At 36.5% G+C, this 18,478-nt stretch carries 19 protein-coding genes and 2 pseudogenes; 4 read left to right on the top strand and 17 right to left on the bottom strand.

What is annotated here, in order from left to right:
• Positions 1 to 307: 307 nt before the first annotated feature.
• Positions 308 to 508, bottom strand: coding sequence for a cold-shock protein (locus tag A5816_RS04800; protein ID WP_002293303.1), 201 nt, complete (start codon positions 506 to 508; stop codon positions 308 to 310).
• Positions 509 to 894: 386 nt separating this feature from the next.
• On the opposite strand from A5816_RS04800, the gene A5816_RS16225 reads away from it, so the two are divergent.
• The gene (locus A5816_RS16225) at positions 895 to 1,044 is read left to right on the top strand and encodes a hypothetical protein (protein ID WP_002296658.1); all 150 of its coding nucleotides are present in this window, start codon (positions 895 to 897) and stop codon (positions 1,042 to 1,044) included.
• Between the two features lie 196 nt (positions 1,045 to 1,240).
• Here the strand turns inward: A5816_RS16225 and A5816_RS04795 are convergent, their stop codons facing one another.
• From A5816_RS04795 to gnd, 10 genes are all read right to left on the bottom strand, one after another.
• Positions 1,241 to 1,954 carry an HAD family phosphatase gene (locus A5816_RS04795; protein ID WP_086310852.1) on the bottom strand — a complete coding sequence of 238 codons (714 nt, stop codon included), beginning with the start codon at positions 1,952 to 1,954 and terminating at the stop codon, positions 1,241 to 1,243.
• Entirely contained in the window at positions 1,947 to 3,032 is a 1,086-nt protein-coding gene (uxuA, locus tag A5816_RS04790) for a mannonate dehydratase (protein WP_025478512.1), read from the bottom strand. Before uxuA ends, A5816_RS04795 begins: the two co-directional genes overlap by 8 nt.
• A gap of 16 nt (positions 3,033 to 3,048) precedes the next feature.
• Entirely contained in the window at positions 3,049 to 3,492 is a 444-nt protein-coding gene (locus A5816_RS04785) for a PTS sugar transporter subunit IIA (protein WP_025478511.1), read from the bottom strand.
• Between the two features lie 33 nt (positions 3,493 to 3,525).
• Positions 3,526 to 3,879: a hypothetical protein gene (locus A5816_RS16525; protein ID WP_024635287.1), complete on the bottom strand. Its 354-nt coding sequence runs from the start codon at positions 3,877 to 3,879 to the stop codon at positions 3,526 to 3,528.
• 549 nt (positions 3,880 to 4,428) lie between these two features.
• On the bottom strand, positions 4,429 to 4,938 hold the full coding sequence (locus A5816_RS04775; protein ID WP_002296648.1) for a PTS sugar transporter subunit IIB: 510 nt from the start codon (positions 4,936 to 4,938) through the stop codon (positions 4,429 to 4,431).
• A gap of 21 nt (positions 4,939 to 4,959) precedes the next feature.
• Complete coding sequence (locus A5816_RS04770; protein ID WP_002374645.1) at positions 4,960 to 5,817, bottom strand: PTS system mannose/fructose/sorbose family transporter subunit IID; 858 nt, start codon at positions 5,815 to 5,817, stop codon at positions 4,960 to 4,962.
• 17 nt (positions 5,818 to 5,834) lie between these two features.
• Positions 5,835 to 6,668, bottom strand: coding sequence for a PTS sugar transporter subunit IIC (locus A5816_RS04765; RefSeq protein WP_002335079.1), 834 nt, complete (start codon positions 6,666 to 6,668; stop codon positions 5,835 to 5,837).
• Positions 6,669 to 6,681: 13 nt separating this feature from the next.
• The gene (locus A5816_RS04760) at positions 6,682 to 7,785 is read right to left on the bottom strand and encodes an iron-containing alcohol dehydrogenase family protein (RefSeq protein WP_086300064.1); all 1,104 of its coding nucleotides are present in this window, start codon (positions 7,783 to 7,785) and stop codon (positions 6,682 to 6,684) included.
• Positions 7,786 to 7,793: 8 nt separating this feature from the next.
• Positions 7,794 to 8,795, bottom strand: a complete 1,002-nt coding sequence (locus tag A5816_RS04755) for a D-isomer specific 2-hydroxyacid dehydrogenase family protein (RefSeq protein ID WP_025478509.1) — start codon at positions 8,793 to 8,795, stop codon at positions 7,794 to 7,796.
• 1 nt (position 8,796) lies between these two features.
• On the bottom strand, positions 8,797 to 9,699 hold the full coding sequence (gnd, locus tag A5816_RS04750; RefSeq protein WP_086310850.1) for a phosphogluconate dehydrogenase (NAD(+)-dependent, decarboxylating): 903 nt from the start codon (positions 9,697 to 9,699) through the stop codon (positions 8,797 to 8,799).
• 166 nt (positions 9,700 to 9,865) lie between these two features.
• Between gnd and A5816_RS04740 the strand changes: the two genes are divergently transcribed.
• A complete protein-coding gene (locus A5816_RS04740; RefSeq protein WP_002335083.1) occupies positions 9,866 to 10,714 on the top strand; it encodes a MurR/RpiR family transcriptional regulator in 849 nt (282 codons plus the stop codon).
• Between the two features lie 658 nt (positions 10,715 to 11,372).
• Positions 11,373 to 11,579 carry a DUF3955 domain-containing protein gene (locus A5816_RS04735; RefSeq protein ID WP_002296638.1) on the top strand — a complete coding sequence of 69 codons (207 nt, stop codon included), beginning with the start codon at positions 11,373 to 11,375 and terminating at the stop codon, positions 11,577 to 11,579.
• Positions 11,580 to 11,824: 245 nt separating this feature from the next.
• On the opposite strand, the gene A5816_RS04730 is transcribed toward A5816_RS04735, so the two are convergent.
• The 3 genes from A5816_RS04730 to A5816_RS04720 all read right to left on the bottom strand — a co-directional run bounded on the left by A5816_RS04730 (position 11,825) and on the right by A5816_RS04720 (position 15,419).
• Entirely contained in the window at positions 11,825 to 12,826 is a 1,002-nt protein-coding gene (locus A5816_RS04730) for an alpha/beta hydrolase (protein ID WP_086310849.1), read from the bottom strand.
• 4 nt (positions 12,827 to 12,830) lie between these two features.
• Entirely contained in the window at positions 12,831 to 14,744 is a 1,914-nt protein-coding gene (locus A5816_RS04725; protein WP_086310848.1) for an alpha/beta fold hydrolase, read from the bottom strand.
• Positions 14,745 to 14,912: 168 nt separating this feature from the next.
• Positions 14,913 to 15,419, bottom strand: a complete 507-nt coding sequence (locus A5816_RS04720) for a cysteine hydrolase family protein (RefSeq protein ID WP_002374631.1) — start codon at positions 15,417 to 15,419, stop codon at positions 14,913 to 14,915.
• A gap of 253 nt (positions 15,420 to 15,672) precedes the next feature.
• On the opposite strand from A5816_RS04720, the gene A5816_RS04715 reads away from it, so the two are divergent.
• On the top strand, positions 15,673 to 16,113 hold the full coding sequence (locus tag A5816_RS04715) for a Spx/MgsR family RNA polymerase-binding regulatory protein (RefSeq protein ID WP_086311170.1): 441 nt from the start codon (positions 15,673 to 15,675) through the stop codon (positions 16,111 to 16,113).
• A gap of 25 nt (positions 16,114 to 16,138) precedes the next feature.
• Here A5816_RS04715 and A5816_RS04710 read toward each other — a convergent pair whose 3' ends face one another.
• The 3 genes and pseudogenes from A5816_RS04710 to sgrA all read right to left on the bottom strand — a co-directional run.
• On the bottom strand, positions 16,139 to 17,167 hold the full coding sequence (locus A5816_RS04710) for a hypothetical protein (protein WP_306297588.1): 1,029 nt from the start codon (positions 17,165 to 17,167) through the stop codon (positions 16,139 to 16,141).
• A gap of 54 nt (positions 17,168 to 17,221) precedes the next feature.
• Positions 17,222 to 17,446, bottom strand: a pseudogene (locus tag A5816_RS16645) (helix-turn-helix domain-containing protein); the annotation flags it as partial.
• A gap of 507 nt (positions 17,447 to 17,953) precedes the next feature.
• Positions 17,954 to 18,478: pseudogene (gene sgrA, locus A5816_RS16520) on the bottom strand (LPXTG-anchored fibrinogen/nidogen-binding adhesin SgrA); the annotation flags it as partial.

Raw genomic sequence — 18,478 nt, 5'->3', positions numbered from 1 at the left:
AACAAAAAAATCCTTTTAAAGTCTTACTACCATTAGGCTTTTTCGTTTTAATTCTCTTTAAATAATTATGCAAAAATAATAGTTGATCTGTTTTTTTATTTTTTTAATGATTAATACACAACTTTGTGTAAAATACTTCTCCAAAATACCTATTGACAAACAAACATAGCTATGAAATGAAAAAATCAAAGGACGAAACAAAAAAGCACCAAGAAAAACATCCTTCCGCCTATTCAACGATCGATGAATTTCTTCGTACAAAAAAACCGTCTTTTCGAAAGAAAAGACGGTTAAAAGTCAATTTTTATTAAGCTTTAACAATGTTTGTTGCTTGAGGGCCACGTTGACCATCTTCAACATCGTAAGATACTGCTTGGCCTTCTTCTAAAGTTTTGAAGCCGTCGCCTTGGATAGCTGAGAAATGTGCAAATACATCATTTCCATCTTCACCAGTGATGAAGCCAAAACCTTTGTCTGCGTTGAACCATTTTACTGTACCGTTATTCATAAATAAATTCCTCCTGATACGTATCAATGTACGTTTTTTCGTTGCAATAAATATTTGATAGGCAAAAGGAGTTTTATCTATGTAGATATATCGCTCAAATTACGTTTCAAAATAGATTACTTGTTTAATATATCATGCTTTTTCTAATAACACAAGAATAATGCAATGAAATATAAAATTTATTGTCTTCGAATCGATAAAAATGTTGGATAACCGCGTTTGATTCTCTTTTTGTTTTCTTGTTTATATGTTTTTATCGGCAACTATTTGACTTTAAAATTTCTTAACTATGAAAACCTTTCAATTGGTGGTATACTTATAAATGGAATTTCGTTATCAACGCGTTCGTTGCCTTTCAGCAAGTATTTAAAGAAAGGAGAATGACTATGACATTCTATAACAAAGATATACAATATCGAGTAACCTTGGATACAGATTTGAATCTCTTTGTCGTTTTTGACAAAGAAAATACCAATCATGTAGCAACAGGTGTTACGATCGAACAAGCAGTGCAAGAATTAAAAAAATCTGCATAAGGAGTGGAAACCCTCATATGGACGATTCTCGTTCTTCTCTTTAAACGCATCTACTGGATGATAACAGTGGGTGCGTTTTGTGTTTGCTCCAAATTTTTCAATACAAATCAAATAGATGCTACAAATTAAAAATTGCTTCTTTTTCATCACTCATCTAGGACCATAAATAAAGAGAACTAGAAACTAGTCCTCTTTATTAGAGATATAACCCTTTACTTTCTAAAAATCGTTTTGCTTGATGCAGGTCATAAAATTCATAGTCTGCTTTATCGTGCTCATATAAACTTACATCTACTTTCAACTTATGCTTCCCATTATGATCGGGCAACCCTATCAAATGATCTTTGATGAGAAAAGACAAAATACCCGCTCGTCTTGCTGCTTCGATCCCTGCAATCGAGTCTTCAAATACAAGTGCTTCACTTGGAGGAATATTCATTTTTGAACAAGCTTTCAAAAAGATCTCTGGTTCCGGCTTCCCTTTTTTTACATCATCCCCTGAAATGATTTGATCAAACAAGGCATATAGATTTTCCATTTTTAAATACATTTCTACTTTTACCCGTGTATTAGACGAAGCCACGATTGTATGGATTCCTCTTTCTTTTGCAAAAGCTAAAATTTCTTCTGCTCCTTTTTTCGTATATACTCTCTTATCTTCTTTCACGATTTTTTCTTTATATTGATTGATCGCTTCTCGCCATTTGATATATGGAACATCTTCTCCGTACAAATTGCCCATTTGTTCTCTTATAGCCGCTTCTGTCTGGCCAGTCAGTAAATAATAGACTTCCTTACGCATTTCATAATCATACTTTTGTGCTGATTTTACATAAGCACGATAAGCTAAACGTCCAGTTTCTAATAAAAGGCCATCCATATCAAAGATGAAGAGCTTGATTTTATTCATAATGCTCTCCCAGTGGTTTTTCCTTACTTATCGCCTCATATAGACCTTGCATGTAAGTGAGTCCCATTGCACGATCATACAGGCCATACCCAGGCATAGCCACTTCACCCCACACGGTTCTACCATGATCAGGGCGTATAGGACCGTCGAACCCCTCTTGCACCAACGCTTTCATAATATGATGCATATCAAGGGAGCCTTCTGTAGAAGGATGTGCCGTTTCTTTGAACTTTCTTTCTCCTAAAAACTCCACGTTTCTAAAGTGGACAAAGTGGATGCGAGAACCTACCTCATGAATGATTTCAACTAAATCGTTTTCAGGATTTGCTCCTAAAGATCCTGTGCACAGCGTTAGTCCATTATATGGAGAATCTACTGCATTTAGAATTTTCTTCAAGTCGCCAAGATTTTTCGTCACTCTAGGAAAACCAAAAAGTTCCCATGGTGGATCATCTGGATGGATAGCCATTTTTACATCTGCTTTTTCGCATACAGGAATCACTTTTTCTAAAAAATAAGTCAGATTTTCAAATAATTCTTCTTCGGTCATTCCTTCATACAGTTTTTCCAGCTGAGCGAATTTTTTCAACCGTTCTTCTTCCCAACCTGGCAATTTGAATCCCTTTGACTGACTGTGTATCAATTGATACATCTCTCCTGGCTCCATCTGATCGACGATTTTCTGATCGTATAAAAGAGAATAGCTTCCATCGTTGTTTTCATTAAACAAATCAGTTTTCGCCCATCCAAAAATTGGTTTGAAGCTATAGCAAATCAATCGAACCCCACATCGAGACAAATTTTTGATTGTTTGTATATAGTTATCAATATAGTAATCTCGTTCATCTGTTCCTGCCTTGATTGCATCATGGACTGCGACACTTTCAATTCCAAGCAGTTCCAGTCCTTGGCTCTCAACAGATGCTTTCAACTCCTCAATTTCTGAAATCTCCCAAACATCTCCAGGCATTTTAGTCAGCAAAGTTCCAATTATCCCATTTATTCCCGGTATTTGGCGAACATATTTTAATGGGATCGAATCCCCTTTTTCACCATACCATCTAAATCCCCACTTCATCTTTTCAGCCTTCCTTCTAAAAATCGTCCTCATCTAAATTTTTTTCTTCCGCTGAAGCATGCCAAACAGTTAAATTATCTTTTCCTTGTTTGACAATTTGTTCCACCGCTTCTTCTATCGGTGTGTGAAGCATCTGATGATTGATTGCTTCTAACAACATTGGCAGATTCACGCCCCCTATGACATAAGTGGCTGCTTTCTTTTCTTCAGTCAGTTCATTGACTGCCAAGAGCGCTTGATTGTACGGACTTGCGCTAATTAGATCAACAAATACTAGCACGGGTTCTGCTGTGTTGATCATAGTTAATTTTTCTTTGACCTTCTCTCCGAATGTTTGGATGTCTTCCCCAGACTCTAAGCACACTGTTTCAATATGGCTTGATGTCCCGACAATTACTTCTGCCGCATCTTTCAGTCCTTCGCTCAACTTACCATGTGTAACGATCATGATTTCCAACATGAGTCTTCTCACTCCTTGTTTTGCACTTTTCAATTATCGAAAAAGAGCAATAATCTGGTTGGCATTTTGCCAATTAAATGTTTTCCCTCGTAAATCTGTTTTGGTCAAATAGAAAAACTGCGCTTGCTTTTTTCTTGCACTAAAAATATAATTGATATTTTTTTCTTTCAACTTATCCACTTGTTTTAGCCACTGTTCTTCATTTGAAAAATAATTTCCCGAAAACTGTAACGGTGTATCTGCCCCAACAGAGTCTAGATAAAAAAGAATGCCCTCTTTTTTCATACTCAATCTCACACTGTCCAAACCCTTTTTTCCATAACAGCCTTCATCAACAAACGCATACGCTACATTCGGATCATCGATCGTACGGATCATTTCCAGCATCGTTAATATGGATGAAGTATTTCGAATAAACGTTTGTCTGCTAGACCATCCGCGCGCTGCTTTTCCCAATAAGAAAAAGTAGCTCCCAAATGCTAGTACAGTGATACTTGTTTGTACGGATAGCAGATCGAATACGTGATGAGGATTTCCGTTATATATCATCATTCCCCACCAACCTAAACTGAACAACAAAATGAAGGACAATAATATAGAATAGATTGTTTTTTTCCGTTGGTCTTTCCAATCAAACATGAAATAACTTCCTAATGTATGAACGGGTGTATCGTAATAAGTACAGATAACTTTCTCTGCTTTTTCGATATCTCCAACATAAATATTTTTTGATCGGTAGGCTGGCGTATCGTAAGCAATGACTGTCACATCTGTTCTCATACTGTAAATATCTGATACCAACGCTGAAAGAAAACGCTGTTTACTCTTTTTTGTACGTCGCTTACGGTAAACATAGCGATAACGGAATTCCCAATCACGAAACAGCTCGTTCTTCTTCATTTTTCCGCCCTCTTTATCTTTTTTCTAAGCATTTGTTCATGACAAATCAAACTTGTTCAATACATCTTTTAATCCTGTTTTAGGTGCAGATGGAGTGGCTTGAAAATAAATATTCTTTACGCCATATTGTTCATTCATTTCTTTCAATTTTTCAGCATCTGATTTATTTAAATAAACAGATTTCGTCACTAAAAGATCTGTATCAGGATTTTTTTGAGCAATCCCTCCGATATTCAATTCTTCCATGGGGATTCCGTGTTTTACTAAGTCGTAAATCGTTTGGACTGTTTTTGCGATCAAAATACAATTGTACTCTTTAAATTGATATTCATCCCAATAGAATTTAGCTTTCTCTGGTGTAATGACAATTGTTTTTTGTCCTGTACGGCTTCCTGCATTTTTGTAAAGATCTCTCATAAATTTATCTTTTGCTACAACTTCGTCTACAACAAAAATGGAATTCACTCCACTTTTTTGAGATAACGTTACCATTACTTGTCCATGGATCAAACGCTCATCCACACGCGCTAAATTGACTACACCCATCTTATTCACATTCCCTTCTTTTTATAAAATACCGATTCCTGCTAGCACAATTAATATTCCTGTCAGCCATAATAATGCTTGTGTGACTTTCAAACCTTTTTTCGTATAGAACAAGTACACACCCATTACGACAGCTAAAGGTAATATTCCTGGCACGATTTGATCAAGAATTTCCTGGATAACAAACTCACGTCCGGAAATTGCAAATTTCAATGAAGATTCTACTTTTACATAGTTTCCCGCAAGCACCCCCATCATAAATAATCCTAAAACTGATAGCATTTCAATCGCTGTCTGAACACCAGTGTTTTGCATCAGGCCTGTAGCATTACGGCCCATAGTGAAAGCTTGTCTTGCAAAAAATACCCCTAGTAAAACCTGATACAACCCAAAGCAGATAAAAGGAAAAAGTGCGCCTAAAGGACTTCCCTGTTGTGCCCAAGGTACCGCGATCGCAATAAAAATATATTGGACGGTTCCTGAATCGATTGCATCTCCGATTCCTGCTAGTGCCCCCATCAATCCCGCTTTCGTGTTATACATCAAGTCATCTTGCATCAGAATCTCTTTCTCTTCATACTCTTCTTCTGCTCTTTGCTGTTCCATAGAAGACATTAGGCCAGTGATCACACCGCCGCCCCAGCTTAATTGAGTGTTGAAGAACAGTAACTGGCGTTTATACGCTGCTTTTAAAGCGTCTTCATCTTTATAAAGTTTTTTCAAGATTGGCATCATTCCGTATAGTAGTGATGGCGCCAAGTAACGTTCAAAAGAGTGAGGAATTTCGTTTGCAAAATGCCATCTCAGATATGCTTTTGTTACATCTTTTTTCGTGATTTCTTCAGGAGCACCTGTTTGATTATCCATTATTTCAGCCATTTCCCATTCCTCCTAAATTAAAATCCGTCATCATAATCATCTTCGTCATCAAAAGATGCTGAATTGTTATTGCTTGTAGCAGGCTGTACTTGTTTCCCTTTTTGCGACTGGACAAAGATCAAAGCGATAATAATCCCAAAAATGGCATAAGTAACCATCGTAATATCTAAAGATTTCAAAACAACACTCATAAAATAAGCAAGGAAGAAAAAGACCAGATAATCTTTTCGACCGATAACGTATACAGTTGTCGCGATACCGATTGCCGCTAACCCTCCACCTACTACTTCAAGAATGTGGATAACAACTGTTCCCTCTAAAGCTTTGATTACATCAGCAATCAATGGTGCCCCTAAATATAAAGCAACGAAAACAAGCGGAACGAATAATAAAAATGAGGCAACTGTTGGATAAAGAATAATTGATCGGGCCATAGCTTTTGTATTCAAATCTTCTACAGCTTTATCTGTATATTTACCTAAAAAAGTATTGATGAAAAAACGAAACTGATACAAGTAACTTCCGAGCAATCCGACTGGCACTGCAACAGCAATCGCTGCTTCTGGCGACAGATCCCCTAATAATGCGACTGGTACTGCGATAGCTGCTGCAATGGAAGGTTCAGCTGGCATCGATCCTCCTGGAGAAAAAACCCCCATATAAATCATTTGCAGAGCAGCTGTAACGATCATTGCTTGTGCAACTTCCCCCATGATCAACCCGACGACTAATCCAGTCATCAAAGGAGAAAAACGTAAGGTCAACGTGGCTCCTCCACCTAACCAGCGGGACATGACCGCGGCTACCCATAAAGCAATCAACAAACTTTGTACTACACTTAATGTTTCCATGTGTCCTCCTCCTTCAGATTTTTCTGATATAACCTTCCAGTTCCATCATTGACTGTATCAATGATTTCTTTGTCACCTCTATAGGAATCAAATGCACTTTCTCTTTCGAATCAATAAATTCAGCCATTTTATCTATTATTTGTTTATCTTTCGGAAATAATCCCATTTGTTCTAGAGAAACCGGCAGTTCTAATTCCTGATACAAAGGATATAACTCGTCTATTTTTTCCCAACGACCTTCTAGTGCCAATTGGTAGAAAATTCCATACGCCACTTTTTCTCCATGTAGAAAACGATGGCTTTCCGGAATATATTTACTGATAGCGTCATGCATAGCATGTGCTGCCGCATTTCTTGCGTATTTATCTCCTAATCCTCCAACTAAACCAGCAACAGCAAAGATAATCTCTGAAAGCTGTTTGAACTCCGATGTCAGTTTTCTTTGTGCCATATCTTGGATTGCTTTAGCAGAATGATTCAAAATCTCTTCTTTGCAGATCTTCGCAGTATCTTGTGCTAGCTTCAAAAATGATTCATCTTGCAAAAAATCTTGTTCTAAGATGAGCTCAGATTCATACCATTTGGCAAGTGTATCTGCTAACCCGGCAATGAAATATGGAACAGGGGAATCAATCACTAATTGGGGATCTGTTATAAAAAAAGCAGCTTGTCTGTAAAAGTGTTCTGTTTTCCCTTCTGCTTGTCCATTCTCCTTATACATGACAGCAAGAGGTGTCCAAGGAGCGCAATTACTAGCTAAAGTAGGTATGACGCCAAAATTGATTTTTGCAAGGTTTGCGCTATACCCCACTAGATCGGTCAGTTTTCCTCCGCCAACGCCAACCAAGAAATCGATTTCATTTTCTTTGATGATTGTAGCTATTCGTCTGGCTTCAGCGTAACTACATTCTCCAGAATAACGATGATAAAAAAATTGAATCGTTTCGTCATTCAAAAATACTAATTTAGGTAGCGCCTTTTCCCATGATACCGTTCCATGGGTAATCAATACTCTTTTTGCACCGTATGATTCTAAGAGATCAGAAACTTTTGAAATGCCACCTTCTTCATATAAATAAAATTGAGGACCCGTTTTCACTTTTAACCCGTTCACCATTTTCTTCATCATCCTTTTATATAATCACTCTCTGTCTGGACAGAACGTTCAGGAAGAAGATGCTGACTGATCTGTTCTACATCTCTGACACATTTTTCACCCATTGCTTCTAAACATTCCCTTGTGTAGGCCGATATATGTGGCGTAATCACTACTTGTTCAAACGCTAAATACGGATGATCTTGACGTCCCGGTTCTTCTTCTAAAACATCTGTGGCATATCCTGCGATCTTTCCGCTTTTCAGACCATTAATCATCGCTTCTTCATCAACTAGAGCGCCTCTTGCACTATTAGATAGATAAACATTTTCTTTCATCTGATCGACTTCTTTAGCAGAAATCATGTGATAGTTCTCTTCTGTCAAATTCGCACATAAACAAATGATATCTGAATGTTCCAGTAATTCTTGAAGTTCTACTTTTTTTGCACCAAAGCTTTCGATGTATAAATCTGATTTGTAAGGATCATAAGCTAGAACATCACAGCGAAAACCGTTACGCAAAATTTCGATTACTCCGCTGCCGGTATTTCCTGCACCAATCACACCAACTGTTTTGTTAAACAGCGTCCTACCGACGAACTCCGCCCGATCTTCCCATCGATCGTCCTTGACTCTTGCTTGTGCTTGTGTCGTGCGTCGAAGCATGGACAACAAATTAGTTATATTATTTTCTGCTACAGCATTTCGTTCAACTAAAGCAGGTATGATAGATACGATTGTCTGGTGTTCTTTTGCTGCTTTTAAATCAATATTGTTGTAACCAATACCATGTCGGGAAATCAATAGCAATTCATCTTTGTTTTCGAAAAAATCTCGTCGAAAAAATGGCGTAACACTTGCAATAATGATATTGAATCCTTTAAGTAACTCCGCTAATTCTTTTCCTGGAATCTCTTGATCAACAGTAAAGAAATGAACGTCTCCAACTGACTTTAATCTTTCCAAGTGGTGTGGAAAAACTTTCCCGAAACTGCTGGAATTAACGATTGCTATATGATAATCTGGCATTTTACTCACCCTTTTCAACTATTTCATGTCCGCCAAACCCATTTCTTAGTGCTGAAACTACTTTTGCTGAAAAACTATCTTCTTCCTGTGAAAGATTCCTCATGAACAAACTAGTTGCAATTACTGGAACTGGAACAGCCATTTCTAGCGCTGTTTCAACCGTCCATTTTGCTTCACCTGATGCAGAAACGATTCCCCGATAATTACTTAAATTGGGATGTTCTTTTAACTGATCTTCCATGATTTCCATCAGCCAGCCGCGAATCACCGAACCATGATTCCAAACACGTGCGACTTGTTCCAAGTCAAAAGCATACTCACTTTTTTGTACAAGTTGGAATCCTTCACCGATTGCTTGCATCATTCCATATTCGATTCCATTATGGATCATTTTCAAGAAGTGTCCGCTTCCGGATGCACCAGCATACAGATACCCTCTTTCAATTGCTACATCTTTGAATAATTGTTCCACGGATAGAAAAGTTTCTTTATCTCCTCCAATCATTAAGCAGGCTTGATGTCGTGCTCCTTCGATTCCCCCAGAAGTCCCGCAATCCAAGTAACCGATTTCATTTTTCTGAAACTCTTCTGCTCGACGGATTGAATCTTTATAATAAGAGTTTCCGCCTTCAATAACAATGTCTCCTGGTCCGAGTTTTGGAAAAAGTTTTCTTAACATGTTTTCGGTTATCTCTCCAGCAGGAAGCATTAACCAGATGATTTTTTTCTGCTCAAAAGTAGCTAGAAATTCAGAGATCTCTTGATAAGCAGGAACGCCACTTTCTCTTGCCTGACTAACAGCTGTACTTGAAATGTCGAGTCCTTGTACTTTGTGATGGTGCTCTTTTAAGTTTAAAGCTAAATTCAATCCCATTTTTCCCAAACCAATTACACCAATTTCCATGATAGCGCCTCCATTTCTTATACCCTCATTATACAAAAAAATATTTTTTTGTAAATAGATTTCACAAAAAAATTATTTTGTTTGATTTTTTCCTCCTCTCCTTGTATCTTTAACATTAATGAGAACGGAAAAAATGATAATCTTATTATGAAAAGGAGGAATTCTCATGAGCGTCTCCATAAGACTACAAATCAAAACAATGTACAACGACTTCAGCCCAAAAGAACAGGCTATCGCCGATTATATTTTAGAAAATCCTAGCAAAGTAAGTCATAGTCCGATCAGCAATTTAGCAAGTGAACTGGGCATTGCTGACTCTACTTTTTTTCAATTTACAAAAAAACTTGGTTATAATGGATTTAAAGATTTTAAAATGGCCATGTTAATCCAAGAAAATGATCTATCTGCTATTTCAATCCACGAAAATATTCAGAAAACGGATACTGAGCTCACTATGGCGCAAAAAGTGTTCGAGTCTAGTATTTCCACTTTAAATGACACAAAAAGGTTATTACAACAAAAAGATCTAAAAAAAGCAGCTACTATTATCAATGAATCTAAACGTGTCTATTTTTTCGGTGTTGGTGGTTCAGAGATTGTAGCAACTGACGCCTACCATAAATTTTTGCGTTCCCCTATCGCGACTTCTCACAGTACGGATTACCATATTCAGTTGATGGAAGCTTCTTTATTGACGGAAAAAGACTGTGCTGTTTTGATTTCTCACACAGGGCAATCAAAAGAAACAATCCATATTGCTGAAACCGTCAGAAAAACCGGAGCAAAAACAATTGTTATTACTAGCCAAGCTAATTCTTCCCTTGCTAAACTTGGCGATGTCGTTTTTATTTCGATTTCTGAAGAAACAGAATTCCGATCTGAAGCATTAGCTTCCCGTATTTCGCAACTAAGTATTTTAGACTCTCTATATGTAATCTTGATGTTTTATAATGAAAAAGAATCACGTCGTTCTATCGCTAAAGTTCGTCATACGATTTCTGAAATCAAGAAATAGCACCATAACAGAAAAAGTAAAAAATCCATTAAAACCTAAAAAGCCATTACCAAATATTTGGTAGTGGCTTTTCGGGTTCTGTAAGGGTGGTACAGAACATCAATAGTCGGTGGGTTAGAACATATGTTATCACATCTTTGGAGAAGGTTGTATTGGTATTATTCGAGTGACTTATTAGATGCGATAACAAGGATAGTATACAGCAGCGAAAAATTTATTTTTTCTTTTTTTTATTAGTTTTGTTTCTTATTTTCTAAAAAATAAAAATAAATCTTTGATGAATCAAGCATTCTCTTGACAAAACTGGCTTTCGAATACATATTAGGTTATCGTTTGTAATTTTATTTCACAGTTGTTATGATTGTTATGTAAAATAAAAAAGTTTAGGATACATCGAATTTTTGGGGAAATTCTTTTGGGGGTATCCTAAACCTTTTCTATTAGTTTCTCATATTTTTCATTATTGGTCTAGACATATACTAATGAACTTTCTATCTATATGATGGATGAATCCTCTTTGACTTATCGTGAGATATCTTTGTTTCAAGCTTACTCATGATTGATAGATGGTAGTTTTTGTTCACATTCTAACAAACTTGTCACATTTATGGATTCTTAATCTATCTATCCTATAATTATAAAAAAGGAGGTGCTGCGTATGAAAGCTATTCATATTTCTTTGCTTTTTTTCGCTAGTGCATTGATTTTATTTGCTATTCATCTTTGTTCCCAGCCTTATATCAATAACAACGGAATATTAGTAGAACCAGCATTCTTTTGCTTACCACTCGGTTTTTTGTCCCTTCTTGCCTCCGCTGGATTCGGATTTGTTGCCTTTTTTAAACGATCGAAACAACAAATCTGACTTATAAAATTTACGTAAAAGAGACCGTGGAAAAAATCGTATCACCTTCCCTTATTCCGAATAAATTTTTTCCATAGACAACCTTTTGACAATAGGCTGAACATCTTTTTCGCGAGAGCTGATATACGGTACCTACAAACTCCTCGGTCACAAGTCCCACTATTCATCAAACATGAGAAGCTGCTTAGTTCCTTCTGACTCGGAACTAAGCAGCTTCTTCACATCCTTTTTTACATCATTAGCGTTTATTCCTTGAAAAATGCTACTAATTTTTGGTATGTTTCTTGCGCTTGTTTATTACTAAAATCAAACTGATATTCATGGTTCAAGACAACATTTTTCTCCGTATAGTCTACTTTTGTGACTTCCACTCCTGCTTTTTCAAATATAGAAGCTGTTTGTTCCATTTGTTTCGTAAACGTATTTGTGTTTCCGTCCGTCAAGAATATTTTTTGCGTCCAATGGTCTGTATGTCTAGCTAAAGCTAAATGTTTGACCTCTTCTAAACGATCAAAGTTCTTATTATCAAAATAAGCCCATCCACATTTTGCATAAAGAAAGCTAGAAATCTTATCACTTACTTGGGTAAATGCAGAAGGGTCTAGTAGTCCAGACAAAGAAACAAATTTTGTGATCTGCTTGTTCTCCAAAGTTGGATCAAGTTGATCGGCTTTTTTGATTTCTTCGTTTTGCAGTGCTAACAAATACTCTCCGCTAATTTGTGCGCCTGCTGAATCGCCACCAATCGAAATATTCGACCAATCCGCTTGCTCTTTTATCTCTTTTTTGGCTGCTTGAATGGCTTCATTCAATTGAATAACTGGTGTAGGATGCTTTGCTTCAGGCGATCGTTCATAATCAATATTTACGACGATCTGCTGCGTGTCTGAACATAGATATTCCAAATAATCACGACAATCGTTTTTATCCCCTCCTACATATGCGCCTCCATGCATCCAGAAAAGGATTGGCAACTTTTTCTTCTCCGTTTTCGGTGTGTAGATATCCATATGATTGTTTTTGTACTTTGAAGGATAAGATATTTCTTTATTTCTATCGATTTGTTTGATTTTTTGCTGGAAATCGTCTGGTCTGGCATATACTTGTTCTTTTTCACTTGTGTCAAATTGTTTTCTAACAAGCAAACTAATCGGCTTTGGTGTGATTTGATTAATCAAAAATACAGTGACTAAAATAACTACGATGATAACTGGCACTGCAATCACTATTCGCTTGAACCACTTCATTCATTTACCCTCTCTTTCTTCGCCAAATCCATGTGATGATCGTGCTAGCAGACAAAAATCCACCTGAATAAATGAGAAGCGAATGTTTCTTTTCTCCAGTTTTCGGCAACATTCTTTTTTTTGTATCTGTCTTTTTTTGTACTTTCACTGTCATCTGAATCGGTTGCGTATCATCACTTGATTGATCATCTCGAGGTTCATTCTTTCCCTTATTGTCTGCATTCTCTGTCGGATCTTGTTTTTTTGGTGGAGCTACTGGGATTTTTTTGTAATGGTAAATAATAGTTGGTATCGTTTCGTTAAAAACCCCTTCAGTCGGTCCTTCAACATTTGCTAATTCGTATCCTTCGAATGTCTTTTGCTCTGTCGCATAATTCTCTCCATAAGCTCCGTAAAGCTGGATTTCGTCCTGGTCTTTGAGTAGACTTTTATTGTTTTCATCCACATACTTTACGTTTATCTGATCATGGAACACTACTTTCAAAAAGTCCGTTACATGTTTTGTGTAGGCAGCATGGTCAACTTCCTGTGCCTTTCCATGCCCTGCTCCTTCTACCAGTAAAAGGTCTTTATATCCTCCTGCTAACTCATATAATTTTTGCGCGTTAGATACAGGTACTACATCATCTGCCGTTCCATGGATGATCAATTTAGGCAATGAACCAGACATCCCAATCGTAGGTAGAGCGGCTGTTGGATCCAAATGCATCTCCTGATCAAAATAATATTGTTTCAAAAGCCCCATAAACAAATCTTCATGCTCTTGATCCCCAATGATGTCTAACTGATTTTTTATGGCATCCGGTAATGCGGGAACTACTGTCTGGCTATACGTAAAACGTAGTTGTTCATCGATTGATGCAAATCCGCAATTTTCAATAATTCCTTTGACATTGACTGGGATATCTTTTGCTAATACAGACATCATCGTAGCTGCTCCCATGGAACCACCATACAGCAGGATCTTTTGAGATGGACGTTCTCGAACTTCTTGATTGATCCAGTAAAGGACATCATCTGATTCATATTGTCCATAGGTTACATAATCGCCTCCACTGTTACCAGTCGCTCTGGAATCAACAAATAATAAATTATACCCTGCCTTATAAAAATCATTGTATTCTTCTGTAACGATTCCATTATTCCAATTCCCACGAAATCCGCCATGGATCATGACTGTTTTATCTGAACCCTGGTCGACATAGTAAGCATACACATCCATCATTTTGCCGTCTTGTTTGTTTAGTACAGTTTGATGAAGTTGTTTTGTATTTGGATAGAAGCCTGTGTTTTCTGCAGGCGTCGTACCATCATCTGTACCTCCAAGCATCGACATCAACACACTATTTTTAGAAAAAGCGATATCATACAATAGATAAGTAGCAATCAGATGTTTGATAATCTCTTTATCTACACCATAATCATTAACAGCAAGCTCAGTGACTAATAACTTTATTAATTTTGACTTGATGTCTTCTGCTGGTCCATTAAGTATTTCTGTCATCTGTTTACCGAAGTAATTCAAATATTTTTTACCATTGAAATTTTCGCCTTTACCGATATCCTCATTTTCTGTCCCATTCTCTTTGTCACTTACTTTAGCAGAAGAGGATTCGTCGTTTGGCGTTTTTGTAGCTGTTGCTTCTTCTGTTTGTTGGTTATCTGTGGTAGCGGTCGTTTCTTGATCTGTGCTAGTAACAGATGTCTCAGCCGTTGTTTCAGTACTTGTTTCTGTTTGTGAAGTACTCGATTTCGTTTCGTTTCTAGCATCAGTTGTTTCCGTGGTTTCGACCTCCCTAGATCCCGATTCGGAAAAGATACTCTCTCCATATACTGACCATTGCGGGACGTTTGTACTTACAGCAAATAAGACGACCAACGCTCCCTTTAACACTTGTTTTGTTCTCAATCGATTCACTCCTTTTTATGATTCTAGGAGAATTATATGTAAACGCAAACATTTTTTATACAAAAAATAAACGGTTTATCCCATAAAAATAGAACAGGATCATTTTCTCAATTTCCGTAACAAAACAGAATGGATAAACCAGTATCCATTCTGCTTTTCTTTAAACGATGAAATAACTTATTGCTCCAAAAATGTCAGAAATCGTTTATCCCAAATCTTTTCGTAAAAAGCGATTGTTTCCTTCGCTTTCATAAAAGGATGATCATAAGTCGTCGCTGCTCCTCTGCACATCATAAGCTGGTATCCTAATCCATGAGCAAACTTCACAGTCGTATCTATACAATACTCTGTTTGTGCCCCACATAATTCGATCGAATGACAGTCCAATTCAGTTAATAACATACTCAGATTCGTCTTATAAAATGAATTCGCATGGGTTTTTCTCACAAAATAACTGTGTTCAGGAATAGATAATTCCGACAATAGCTCCCATGGTTTTGTTCCTGGTACTAATTGATCATCTTCGTGTTGAACGAAAATAACTGGCTTTCCAATCGTTTCGTATGTTTTGATTCTTTTATTCACTAATGCTGTCACTGTTTCTAATTCGTGTATCGGCGAAGAATCAAAACATACCCCTTTTTGTAAATCGATCACTACTAATGCGTCGGCTGTGTTTGACATACGTATGCCTTCTTTCTTTTTTCTAGTTCTTTCTTCTAATGATGTTTCGTTTACTATTTTCCATTTTATGGTTAGAAATCAAAAAAATATATTCCATTTTCTGATTTTTTTATTGGGGTTCCTTTGATAGCATTTCTTATCTCGTTCGTTCCTTTATACGTGACAACATTTTCTTATTTTACACCTCTAAATGGCACTTTTCGACTATTTCTTCATGTTATTATTTCATAAATATTTAGCTATGGAGGAATGTATCATGATTAAATTATATACAGGTTCTGGTTGCTCGTCTTCTAGACGTGCAAAACGTTGGCTTATCGCACATGGTATACCGTTTATCGAACAGAACTTAATTCGTCAACCACTAACCAAAAATGAATTTATCCACTTACTAAAATTGACAAACAACGGCGTGACCGAAATGCTCTCTACTCATTCTATTAGTTATAAAAATCTTGTTCACAGAATAGATGAGCTCAGTTTGAGTGAACTATATATTGAGATTCGTACATCCCCTTCTTTATTGAAAAAACCGATTATCTACGACCAACCTGCAAAACTTTTGACTGGATTTAGCGAAGATAAAATCAGGATGTTCCTTCCTAAAACTAAAAGAAAGCAAGAGCTCAACGAACTCTTGCTTTCTGGTCATCTTGTTGATTTTAAAGAAAACAATCTTTTGGCGATGTCTTAATCTTGGCATAAAAAATCTGCTGTTCTTAATTAACGAAATCCAATTTTTCCAATATGGATCTATTTTTCTCATTCCTGATTTTTATGATCTCAGCTTTCAGACGCGCCCAATCATTTTTTGTAGGTTGTCCATTCCAGTAAAATATCTGTGTATTCGTTTGATCATATGCCGTTTGATCGATAGGATAATCGCTAATGACAATATCAGGTAACTGATCAGCGGATGCACTATATTTTATTGGGCGTTCAGTCATAGATAATATCCTTTTCTTTGCCCATAATTCCTGTGTTTTACCATACTTTGATTGAATATAGAATATGACAGGTTGTTCGTGCTTTATAAAAATATCCCTGACTAACATACAGTATTGAAAAATCAACCGTCTGTTCTTTTCATAATAAGTATTAAGCTCTGGAATTCTGCGAGCTACCCCACTAAAAAACTGTTGCATGATTGGATACATCACTGGAAATGTATGCTGAAAATCTCTGTCTTCTGCTGATTTTCCAAAAGCATCCATCTTCTTTTTTGTCCCAAAAACCCTTGAATACAAATGGATCATTGCCAAATTGACATATAGATAATTTTTTTCTGAAGTTGTAAAAGAAATCTTGAATTTTTTTTCAAAATTATCTACAATAGACGATTCAATCCAACCCCAACTTTCTTGTACTTTATCTGGAGCATCCAACAAATCTTCTTCCAAATAGGTATTCATTACACCAAACATAAAATAAAGGTAAGCTTGCTCTGTTGGAGTGATGTGATTCATCGACCAGAAGTTTGCTTCAAAAAAAGGCTCTAGTATGTAATGCGTAAACTCTTCTTTTGTTATCAATGGATGCACAAATTTATTCATCTCTTCTGGGACATACGTAATCGGGTGGCCTTGTTTCATTCGTTGCAACGAAATTCTTAGGAGGCTGATCCATTTCTTTCTATCTATACTACGCGTATATGGCGCATGTTTCGCAAATTTTTCTAATAGTTGCCGTTTATTTTTTATACTTGATAATATGTCAGAATGATTTTCGTCGAATGACTGCCAATACATCAAGTGAAAAAAGTATCGGATACGGTATTCTTCTCCTTCTATCGGATTACCTTTTTTCAAGCTGCAAGATAAATGATAGTTTTTCAAAATAGTATTAAGTTCTCTTAATTTTCTTTGAATCGTACGCAAACTTATATAATTTTTTTGACTAAGATTTTCTAAGGATTGATAAGTACCTTTGTAAAGTGAATCCAGTAAAATATAACCAATCGTTCCCTCTAACAATATAGAATAAACTTTACTCAGTAAAAACTGAGAAGAAAACTCGACTTTTATCATCTTGTTTTCTGAAAGAAAAGATAATTTATATTCTGGATACCTTTCGCAAAATGACTCTGCTTGTTGAATCACCGAATTCATCTTAGTCAGGGTGTAGTTTAGATCTAAAGCGATATCCTTCACTACATATAATTTCTCGTCTCTTTCATAACAATAGTTCAAAAATTGATATACTTGCCTTTCATTGATATCAATAAATTCTTCAAACAAAGTACATACTCCTTTTTATCTATTATTTAGACTTATTCCGACAGCTACATGAATGACGTACAAATAGATTCGTTACTGATTTTTCAGAGATACTACCATGCGCAGTGTGCATTGTCAATTATTCTTGCTCTTATTTTCCATTTGTGTTCCTGTTATTTCCTGTTTCTCAAATAGGTTAGTAAACAAAAATAAACCTGGCAAAGCTACAACTTCGCCAGGCAACACAGCACTCTCGAATGAAATATTCACTCAAAAACCTATCGTTTTATTCAATTTTAGATTTGTTGCTTTTATTCTTTATTTCACTCGATGGAAGAGAGAACGAAAATAGCTTGCTCCTACAATCAAAATGAGTAACACACCCATCCATGTAATTAGCTTGTTTAAGGTTCTACTACCAGTTTCTGGTAAATCACTTTTTCTCTTATCTGTTTCTTTCGCTTTTTCTTGATGATCAATTCCACGAGAAACAAAATCAGACTGTTTTAGCACACTTTTTAGGTTGCTCCCTGCATTTCTCTTTTGTTCCTTAGTTGGTATGATAGGTACCAAATCAAGTTCATTATTTACTTTTCCTGTGCTGCTTTCACTACTCGTGTTTTCTGTGCTACTTTCGTTGCTCGTGCTATCCGTACTGCTTTCACTGCTCATGTTCTCTGTACTGCTTTCATTACTCGTGTTTTCTGTGCTACTTTCGTTGCTCGTACTCTCCGTACTGCTTTCACTGCTCGTACTCTCTGTGCTGCTTTCACTGCTCGTACTCTCTGTACTGCTTTCACTGCTCGTGTTTTCTGTGCTGCTTTCACTGCTCGTGTTTTCTGT

The organism is Enterococcus sp. 3G1_DIV0629, assembly GCF_002141285.1.
Taxonomy (GTDB): Bacteria; Bacillota; Bacilli; order Lactobacillales; family Enterococcaceae; genus Enterococcus_B; species Enterococcus_B lactis.
The sequence above is the reverse complement of the archived record's forward strand: the minus strand, read 5'-3'. Positions and strand labels throughout refer to the sequence as shown.

Coding starts and splice junctions, on each gene's coding strand:
- A5816_RS04800 (WP_002293303.1), bottom strand. CDS start 508: ATGAATAACGGTACAGTAAAATGGTTCAACGCAGACAAAGGTTTTGGC.
- A5816_RS16225 (WP_002296658.1), top strand. CDS start 895: ATGACATTCTATAACAAAGATATACAATATCGAGTAACCTTGGATACA.
- A5816_RS04795 (WP_086310852.1), bottom strand. CDS start 1,954: ATGAATAAAATCAAGCTCTTCATCTTTGATATGGATGGCCTTTTATTA.
- uxuA (WP_025478512.1), bottom strand. CDS start 3,032: ATGAAGTGGGGATTTAGATGGTATGGTGAAAAAGGGGATTCGATCCCA.
- A5816_RS04785 (WP_025478511.1), bottom strand. CDS start 3,492: ATGTTGGAAATCATGATCGTTACACATGGTAAGTTGAGCGAAGGACTG.
- A5816_RS16525 (WP_024635287.1), bottom strand. CDS start 3,879: ATGCTGGAAATGATCCGTACGATCGATGATCCGAATGTAGCGTATGCG.
- A5816_RS04775 (WP_002296648.1), bottom strand. CDS start 4,938: ATGGGTGTAGTCAATTTAGCGCGTGTGGATGAGCGTTTGATCCATGGA.
- A5816_RS04770 (WP_002374645.1), bottom strand. CDS start 5,817: ATGGCTGAAATAATGGATAATCAAACAGGTGCTCCTGAAGAAATCACG.
- A5816_RS04765 (WP_002335079.1), bottom strand. CDS start 6,668: ATGGAAACATTAAGTGTAGTACAAAGTTTGTTGATTGCTTTATGGGTA.
- A5816_RS04760 (WP_086300064.1), bottom strand. CDS start 7,785: ATGGTGAACGGGTTAAAAGTGAAAACGGGTCCTCAATTTTATTTATAT.
- A5816_RS04755 (WP_025478509.1), bottom strand. CDS start 8,795: ATGCCAGATTATCATATAGCAATCGTTAATTCCAGCAGTTTCGGGAAA.
- gnd (WP_086310850.1), bottom strand. CDS start 9,699: ATGGAAATTGGTGTAATTGGTTTGGGAAAAATGGGATTGAATTTAGCT.
- A5816_RS04740 (WP_002335083.1), top strand. CDS start 9,866: ATGAGCGTCTCCATAAGACTACAAATCAAAACAATGTACAACGACTTC.
- A5816_RS04735 (WP_002296638.1), top strand. CDS start 11,373: ATGAAAGCTATTCATATTTCTTTGCTTTTTTTCGCTAGTGCATTGATT.
- A5816_RS04730 (WP_086310849.1), bottom strand. CDS start 12,826: ATGAAGTGGTTCAAGCGAATAGTGATTGCAGTGCCAGTTATCATCGTA.
- A5816_RS04720 (WP_002374631.1), bottom strand. CDS start 15,419: ATGTCAAACACAGCCGACGCATTAGTAGTGATCGATTTACAAAAAGGG.
- A5816_RS04710 (WP_306297588.1), bottom strand. CDS start 17,167: ATGTATTGGCAGTCATTCGACGAAAATCATTCTGACATATTATCAAGT.